This window comes from Arthrobacter sp. Hiyo1 (assembly GCF_001263615.2).
GTDB lineage: Bacteria > Actinomycetota > Actinomycetes > Actinomycetales > Micrococcaceae > Arthrobacter.
This window is the reverse complement of the sequence record NZ_DF952475.1, coordinates 31,140-37,919: the sequence shown is the minus strand read 5'-3', so window position 1 is coordinate 37,919 and position 6,780 is coordinate 31,140. Positions and strand designations below refer to the sequence as shown.

At 63.4% G+C, this 6,780-nt stretch carries 6 protein-coding genes and 2 pseudogenes; 3 read left to right on the top strand and 5 right to left on the bottom strand.

Translation table 11 applies throughout. The features are described 5' to 3' along the window. The first annotated feature begins 273 nt into the window (after positions 1 to 273). The gene (locus AHiyo1_RS19205) at positions 274 to 1,299 is read left to right on the top strand and encodes a transposase (RefSeq protein ID WP_253257469.1); all 1,026 of its coding nucleotides are present in this window, start codon (positions 274 to 276) and stop codon (positions 1,297 to 1,299) included. A 132-nt stretch (positions 1,300 to 1,431) separates the two neighbouring features. On the opposite strand, the gene AHiyo1_RS19200 is transcribed toward AHiyo1_RS19205, so the two are convergent. Both AHiyo1_RS19200 and AHiyo1_RS19195 read right to left on the bottom strand, forming a co-directional pair. After that, complete coding sequence (locus AHiyo1_RS19200; protein ID WP_059389622.1) at positions 1,432 to 1,911, bottom strand: ribose-5-phosphate isomerase; 480 nt, start codon at positions 1,909 to 1,911, stop codon at positions 1,432 to 1,434. A gap of 166 nt (positions 1,912 to 2,077) precedes the next feature. Further along, on the bottom strand, positions 2,078 to 2,647 hold the full coding sequence (locus AHiyo1_RS19195) for a VOC family protein (protein WP_059389620.1): 570 nt from the start codon (positions 2,645 to 2,647) through the stop codon (positions 2,078 to 2,080). Positions 2,648 to 3,002: 355 nt separating this feature from the next. Between AHiyo1_RS19195 and AHiyo1_RS28040 the strand changes: the two are divergent. Continuing rightward, positions 3,003 to 3,536: pseudogene (locus tag AHiyo1_RS28040) on the top strand (MFS transporter); the annotation flags it as partial. Then, the gene (locus tag AHiyo1_RS25705) at positions 3,434 to 4,432 is read left to right on the top strand and encodes an MFS transporter (RefSeq protein ID WP_253257506.1); all 999 of its coding nucleotides are present in this window, start codon (positions 3,434 to 3,436) and stop codon (positions 4,430 to 4,432) included. The pseudogene AHiyo1_RS28040 and the gene AHiyo1_RS25705, both read left to right, overlap by 103 nt. Before the next feature lie 491 nt (positions 4,433 to 4,923). Here the strand turns inward: AHiyo1_RS25705 and AHiyo1_RS19185 are convergent, their stop codons facing one another. From AHiyo1_RS19185 to AHiyo1_RS19175, 3 genes and pseudogenes are all read right to left on the bottom strand, one after another. Continuing rightward, positions 4,924 to 5,919, bottom strand: coding sequence for a sugar-binding transcriptional regulator (locus AHiyo1_RS19185; RefSeq protein ID WP_059389619.1), 996 nt, complete (start codon positions 5,917 to 5,919; stop codon positions 4,924 to 4,926). A 64-nt stretch (positions 5,920 to 5,983) separates the two neighbouring features. Further along, positions 5,984 to 6,466: a gluconokinase gene (locus AHiyo1_RS19180; protein ID WP_059389618.1), complete on the bottom strand. Its 483-nt coding sequence runs from the start codon at positions 6,464 to 6,466 to the stop codon at positions 5,984 to 5,986. After that, a pseudogene (locus AHiyo1_RS19175) lies at positions 6,466 to 6,780 on the bottom strand (L-idonate 5-dehydrogenase); the annotation flags it as partial. The gene AHiyo1_RS19180 and the pseudogene AHiyo1_RS19175, both read right to left, overlap by 1 nt.

Sequence of the window (6,780 nt, the reverse complement as noted above, 5' to 3'; positions counted from 1 at the left end):
CGCCGAGCAGCTCGGCGTCAGCCGCCCGACGGCGCAGCGTTACCTCAGTGTGCTGGAACGCAAAGGCCTTCTCATCCTGGACCTCACGTACGGCACCACCGGCAGGCCGCTGAACTCCTACACCGTGCCCTAGCCGCACGGGGCACCACCCCGGTCGGGGCGGCGAAAGAGGGGCTTGGCCGTTTGCTATGGAGGGCTACTTCTCCCCCCCCGTTTCCCCCCCGGACTGACTCGAAATTGAACTGGCCAGTCCGGCGTGGCGAAGGGTCGACCGTGTTGGAGGTGAACCGCCCGAACCGTGCGGCGCGCCGGCTGAAGGGCAAGTCCGATCCTTTGGACGCCTACCAGGCCGCTCAATCGTTACTCGACGGCAGGACCACATCGGTCCCTAAAGCCAAGGATGGTCCCGTTGAATGCCTGCGGATCCTGCGGGCCGGGCGTACATCGGCGCTAAAGGCTCGCACCGCTGCCATCAATCAGATCAAAGGTCTCCTCGTTTCAGCCCCGGACAAGCTCCGGGCGAAATACAGGGGGCTAGGAACCTCGGCGATGATCACAGCCCTGCAGCGCACCAGGCCGGCCGGTCATATGGCTGACCCCGAGTACGTGTGCCTGCTGACATTGAAAGCCCTGGCCACCCGTTGCCAGTCCATAGCGGCAGAAATCGCCTCAGCCGACGCTGCCCTCCAAGAAATCCTCGATGTCTACGCGCCGATGCTCTGTGACCTGCCAGGAGTCGGAACGGAGGTAGCCAGCCAACTCCTGGTCACAGTCGGAGACAACCCAGACCGGATAGGAAACGAAGCCCAATTCGCTGCCCTCGTCGGGGTCGCGCCCATACCCGCGTCCTCGGGCAAGACAACCCGTCACCGGCTCAGCAGAGGCGGCGATCGCAACGCCACCCATGCCTTGTATCAGGTCGTCCTGGTCCGCATGGCCTCGTGCCAACGGACAAAGGACTACGTGGTCAAACGCACCGCAGAGGCCAAGAGTAAACGGGAAATCATGCGCTGCCTCAAACGCTACGCAGCCCGGGAAATCTACCGGCAGATCACCAACCCCCAAGCAGCGCCAAACAACACCGACCTTCGCCACACGCGCACCACGCTCGGAATAACCATCACGACCGCTGCCCGCGAGCGTGGCAACTGGCCGTCCAAAATTTCTCTCTTGGAACGGGGCCTCCTCCGAAACGACAACCTCGCGAAGAACTACCGCCAATGGCTGACCCAGCAATCCATGCAGGTCGCTGTAGTACTCGCCGAGAAACGGGCGGATATTGCTGAGGTAGGCTTCTGAGCTGCGCCCCGATTGGTCGAGGCCGGCGAGGATCAAGGTTCAGATCCGCGACCCTGCCGTGGGCAGCCTGCGGATCTGGTATGTGGTGGCTGCATCACGAATAGCCTAGGCACACAGGGCTGTCTCCAAGGATTAGCGCCCCTCATACGCGGCGATTTGCGCGATGCGGCGGATGTGTCGTTCCTCGTTGGTGAAGGATTCCTGCAGGAACGCCTCGGCTATGCCGGTGGCCTCCTCCACACTGTGCTGGCGTCCTCCGATGGCCAGCACGTTGGCATCGTTGTGCTCGCGTGCGAGGGTGGCGGTGGCATGGTTCCAGGCAAGGGCGACGCGCGCACCCTTGACTTTGTTGGCCGCTATTTGTTCCCCATTTCCCGAACCGCCGAGCACGATGCCCAGGGCATGCATCCCGGCCTGCTGGTCCGCCACCACGGCCAGTGCCGCATTGATGCAGAAGGACGGATAGTCGTCCAGTGGGTCGAATTCCCTGGGCCCGTGGTCCACGACGTCATATCCCTTTTGTGTCAGATGGCTGACCAAGTGGGCGCTGAGCTCCATTCCGGCGTGGTCCGTGGCGATGTGGACGCGGGGGACGGCAGGGCTTGTAATCACGATAATCATCCATTCAGTCATGAGTCGCCCGGGCAGCCGGGACTACGCGGATCAGTAGGACAGAGCAAAGAAGATGCGGTCCCGCTCCCAAGGGAAAAGCGATATGCGCCGATCCGCTTGCGCGATTCAGGACCGCCTGCAGTGCAAGCCGCCCCTGAAGGAAACCTTAGCCACCGCAGAGCACCCCATACTTGGCCCGGGGGTCCGTTACCGGGTACCCGGGGGCTACGGGAACGGCGATGCCAAGGTCGAAGATCTCGATGCGTCGCGCGTGGCCGGCTTCCGGGGTGTGCTGGCACAGCAGTTCGATGACGTGCCCGTCCGGATCGGCGATGTAGATCTGCTCGACGTAGTCGTCGCGGACGCGTGGTCCGCCCACACGTTCAAGTCCGCGTTCCCGCATCGCTGCCAGGAAGGGCTCAAAAGAATCGACCAGCACCGCGAAGTGATGGCACAGCCCCGTGCGCAGTTCCTCAGCCTCCCAGCCGGGGGTGTTCCTGGCCAGGCGGCCAGGTTCGGTTTCGCGGACCACGTGCACTTCGACGTCGCCGTTCTGGAAGTACGCACCATGGAACACAAAATCCGTGGGCCGGTGAATTTCCTCGAATCCGAGGACGTTGACATAGAAGTCCCGGGTGGCGGCAATATCGGAGACAACAAGGCACACATGATGCATGGTCATCGTTCGGGCCGGCAATTCCTTGACGCTGAGGGTGGATAGCTGGTTCTGGTGCATGGGTATCCCCTTCTTCTTGAAGCGGCCTCGACTGTGAGGAGGCATCGAAAACAGACTTCCAGTATTAGCTCCAAGTCATTGCGCCGGGACCGATCCGGTCAAATCCGGGCGTATTGGAACGGATGTTCAGGTTTGCGGGTATTGATTGATCTCCTCAGGTCACTGGGGTTGTATCGGGTCGACCGAAACCTACTTTCGGTGTCCGGCTGGCACCGCAGCCCCCGGTCACCGCCTTGTCGCGAAGGAGCGATATGCACCCGGCCCGGTATCCGAAAACGACCGCGATTCCCAGCATCGTCGTCGTGTTCTTTTTGATGTCGAAACACAAGTTCCAGCCTTTTGCGGCGCTCCCGACATGAGCGCGGGTCAGCCATCCCGACGAGCAACCAGATCATCCGCTGACCCGCAACACAATCACGATCGGATCGCAATGAAAGCACCCACGGGGACAGCAGCCCCCGCCCTCACCGCCACACAGCAGATCGACTCCCGGCCCCTGACCGGACACCAAAAGAGCCTCATCGGGCTTGTGGTTCTCGGCAACATCTCGGAGTTCTTCGACATGTTCCTCATCGGTTTCGTCGTCTCGCTATTGACTGTGCCGTGGCACCTCACCGGCCTGGAAGCGGGTGTCATCCTCGCCTGCTCCGGGCTCGGCACCGTCCTCGGCGCCATCATGTGGGGACGCCTTGCAGACAAGATCGGACGCCGCAAAGCCTTCTTCTGGTGCGTGGTCCTGTTCACCTTCTTCACCTTCCTGTCCCTGTTCACCCCCGACCGTGGCTGGTGGGTCCTCGCCATCCTGCGGGTGGCGGTGGGCATCGGTGTCGGCGGTCTCAATATCTCGTCGATACCCTACGTCCAGGAGCTCGTGCCCTCGAAGCGGCGCGGCCTGCTCGCCGGCCTCGCGTCAGTGTTCATCCCGCTCGGTCTGCTGCTCGGCGCCAGGCACAGCAATGGCTGGGAGACATCATCGGCTGGCGTGGTCTCATCGCCCTCGGGGTCCTCCCGGTCTTCCTTCTCCTGTGGCTGCGGCGCGTCCCTGAGTCGCCGAGGTTCCTGCAGCTCCAGGGCCGCACCGAGGAAGCCCGCGATGCATTCGCGTGGGCGATGGATATCCCCGCCACCGAGGTCGGACAGCTGCCGGACGTAGCGCATCAAACCAAGGCGCCCTACCGCCTGCTCTTCCGGAAGTACCCAAAACAGCTCGCCATCATCACCCTCGGCTCTTTCTGCTTCATCCTGGGATCATTCACCGTCCAGTCCTGGGGCCAGACCCTGCTCAAGGACGGCTACGGCTACACCGCCGCCACGGTCGGTGCCCTGTTCACCTGGGTCGCGATCGGCGACGTCCTCGGCCGTCTTACGTCGGCGTGGCTGGCTGACCGAATCGGCCGACGTTGGGTCCTGCTGTCCTTTGGCCTGCTCGGTGCCGTCGGCTGCCTCATCGCAGCAAACGCCCAATCCGGCGTGGTGTTCTTCGCCGGTGTGCTCATCACCATGACCTTCGGCGACGGCGCCTTCGGCATCCTCAATGCCTTCGGAGCCGAACAGTTCCCGCACGAGGTCCGGGCGACCGGCCTGGGACTCGGCTACGGCCTCGGCGCCACGGCCAAGATCTTCGGCCCCGCCCTCATGGGTGCGCTTGTCGGTGGCTCGATGATCAAACAAAACGTCACCGTGCAGGCGGTTCCGCCGGCCTTTTATCTCTTTGCCCTTCTTCTTGCCCTGGGTGGGCTGATCTACATGGTGGCCAAGGAGACCAAAGCCGTCGCTTTGGAGTAGGCCGGGGCCGCTGCGGAAACGGAACGAGAAGCGCAGCATAGGGGTCGCGACGGGCGCCGGATCGATTCCCGGGACAACGGCGACAACCATGATCCTGGCCGGGGACTCGCCACCGTCCCGGCCAGGATCATGTTCCCAGCCCGAGGGATCAGGCTGCACCTGCCGAGCCCTCGGGCTGGGAAACAACACGGTTAGACCTCTTCAATAGATCGTGCGCAAACACGAACAGCTGCCACCTGTTCAGGCAGCAGCCGATACCTTGGGCGCGATCGAGTACAACCGGTGGAGCATCCACGGCGGTGACCGAACCCACGCACGGGTACTTCAGAAAACTGATATGGGTCATGATGACCGAAACATTGGTTGCTGTTCTGCCCGCGTTCGAGCACGAATGACATATAGAGATCCGTTTTTATCGGCCTTCTGGGAACACGGGTTGCATTTCTTTCCACACCACGGCGGAAGCCCTCGGGAACCAGCCCCGGGATGTCTCAGGGATGGAGCAGCCGGACCAAGGAGGCGGCGGTTGCCTGATCTGTGACGAGTTCGGAGATGAGGCCGCCCCGAATGGCTGCGGCGATGGGGCGGACCTTGTTCCAGCCGGCGGCTACGGCGAGCCGTTGCGGGATTTGCCGCAGCGCATCGGCCGCTATTCCGAGCAGGAAGGGGCCGCCGGATGGTTCAAGAACGGAACCGTCTTCCCGCAGGAAATGGCCGCACAGGTGGCCTACGGCACCTCGGGTCTCGAGTTCGTCCAGTTCCTTGACGGGGATGGGACTATAGGCGCCGGTACCGTCGAAGCGTTTCATCGAGCCGACCCCCACCAGAGCCAGTTCGCTGTGCGGGCCCAGTTCCAAGGTTTCCCGGACCACGGCCGCGCTCAGGGCGGCCTCGAGCGAGGAAGCTGTCTTGTGCACGAATGGTGCCGGTAGCGCCCGAAAAGAGGCACCAAGCCACGCGGCAATGAGCCGGGCGGTGTTCGGACCACCGCCGTCCACACTCGCACTCCCGGTACGGCGTCCCCTGTCTGCCCGTCCGCCCGGGAGACACCCCAGCAGGTCAATGACCGTGAGGTCCCGCCTATGCGCCTGGACCATCGACTCAACAACGCCGGACAGCGACCGACTCGAGGCGACACCAAGGAGTCTGACATGGGAGAGCTGGGATTCAAGGTAGCGTGCCGCGACGTAGCCGAGCCTGCTTGAGTTTGCGTAGAGTGCCCGGGGTTTGCCCGTCGAGACGATGCAGGCGTGAAGGGGTGCCCGGCGCTGCAGTTCCGTCTCCAGCTCAGGCACACGATCCACGGGCGGGCCGATCCTGAATTGGACAACGCCGCGTTCGCGGGCTTCCGTCAGCAGGCGGGAGACGCTGGGCCGGGAGAGGTGTTCGACTGCGGCGATGTCGCTCTGCAGCATGCCCCCGACAAAGTAGTGGTGGGCGATGCGTTGCAGGAGTTGGTCGTGAAGGTCTTCCTCGGCCCGGCCCACTGCTTGATCAGGGTCCTTCAGTCAGCGCGTGGTGCGGCGAGTGAAAGGTGGAGCGTGCCCAGGATCAGGTCCGCCGACTCTTCCACCGTAAGCTCCGCAGGACCCGTATGTAGGCTTCGTCGGCTTCAGGCTGCTCCAGCGTGGCGATCTGCGAGGCCAACAGACTCGCGGGCATGTATTCGTGCTCGCGGTCTTCCAGCCTCCGGGCGATGACTTCGGCCGCACCGTCGATGTAGATCAGGAGCAGATCGGACACCTGGGTCCGGAGCAGGTCCCTGTACGTGCGTTTGAGGGCCGAGCAGGCCACGACGCTGGGCTGGTTCTCGCTGACGCCCTTGGCGATGGTGGCGGCAACCACGTTCAGCCACGGGATCCTGTCGGCATCGGTTAGAGGGATACCCGCCGCCATCAGGGCTTTGTTCGACGCCGGGTGGAGGTCGTCCGCGTCGATGAAAGGTATGCCGAGCCTCTTTCCCAAGGCTTGTCCCAGTACCGTCTTGCCGCTTCCGGACACGCCCATGATGGCCATCGGACGGAGGCCCGCCATCAGAGGACCGCTTCCGGCGCAGGTCTTGAACCAGCCGGCTCAAAACTGAGCAGGACTTTCCCGGATTCGGCCGGGTTCCTGGCCACCTCGAAGGCCTCCAGTCCACGGTCCAGCGTGAATTCGTGGGTCACGACCGGGTCCACGTAGAGCGAACCGTCCGCGAGGGCGGCAATGACCTCGTCGATCTCGTTGTTGAATCGGAAGGAACCGAGCAGTTCGAGCTCGCGGGTGATGGCCAACGAAATGAAGACCGGCTGCGGTCCTGAGGGCAGCAGCCCGACCATGACCACTTTCCCGCCGCGGACGGCGCCCTT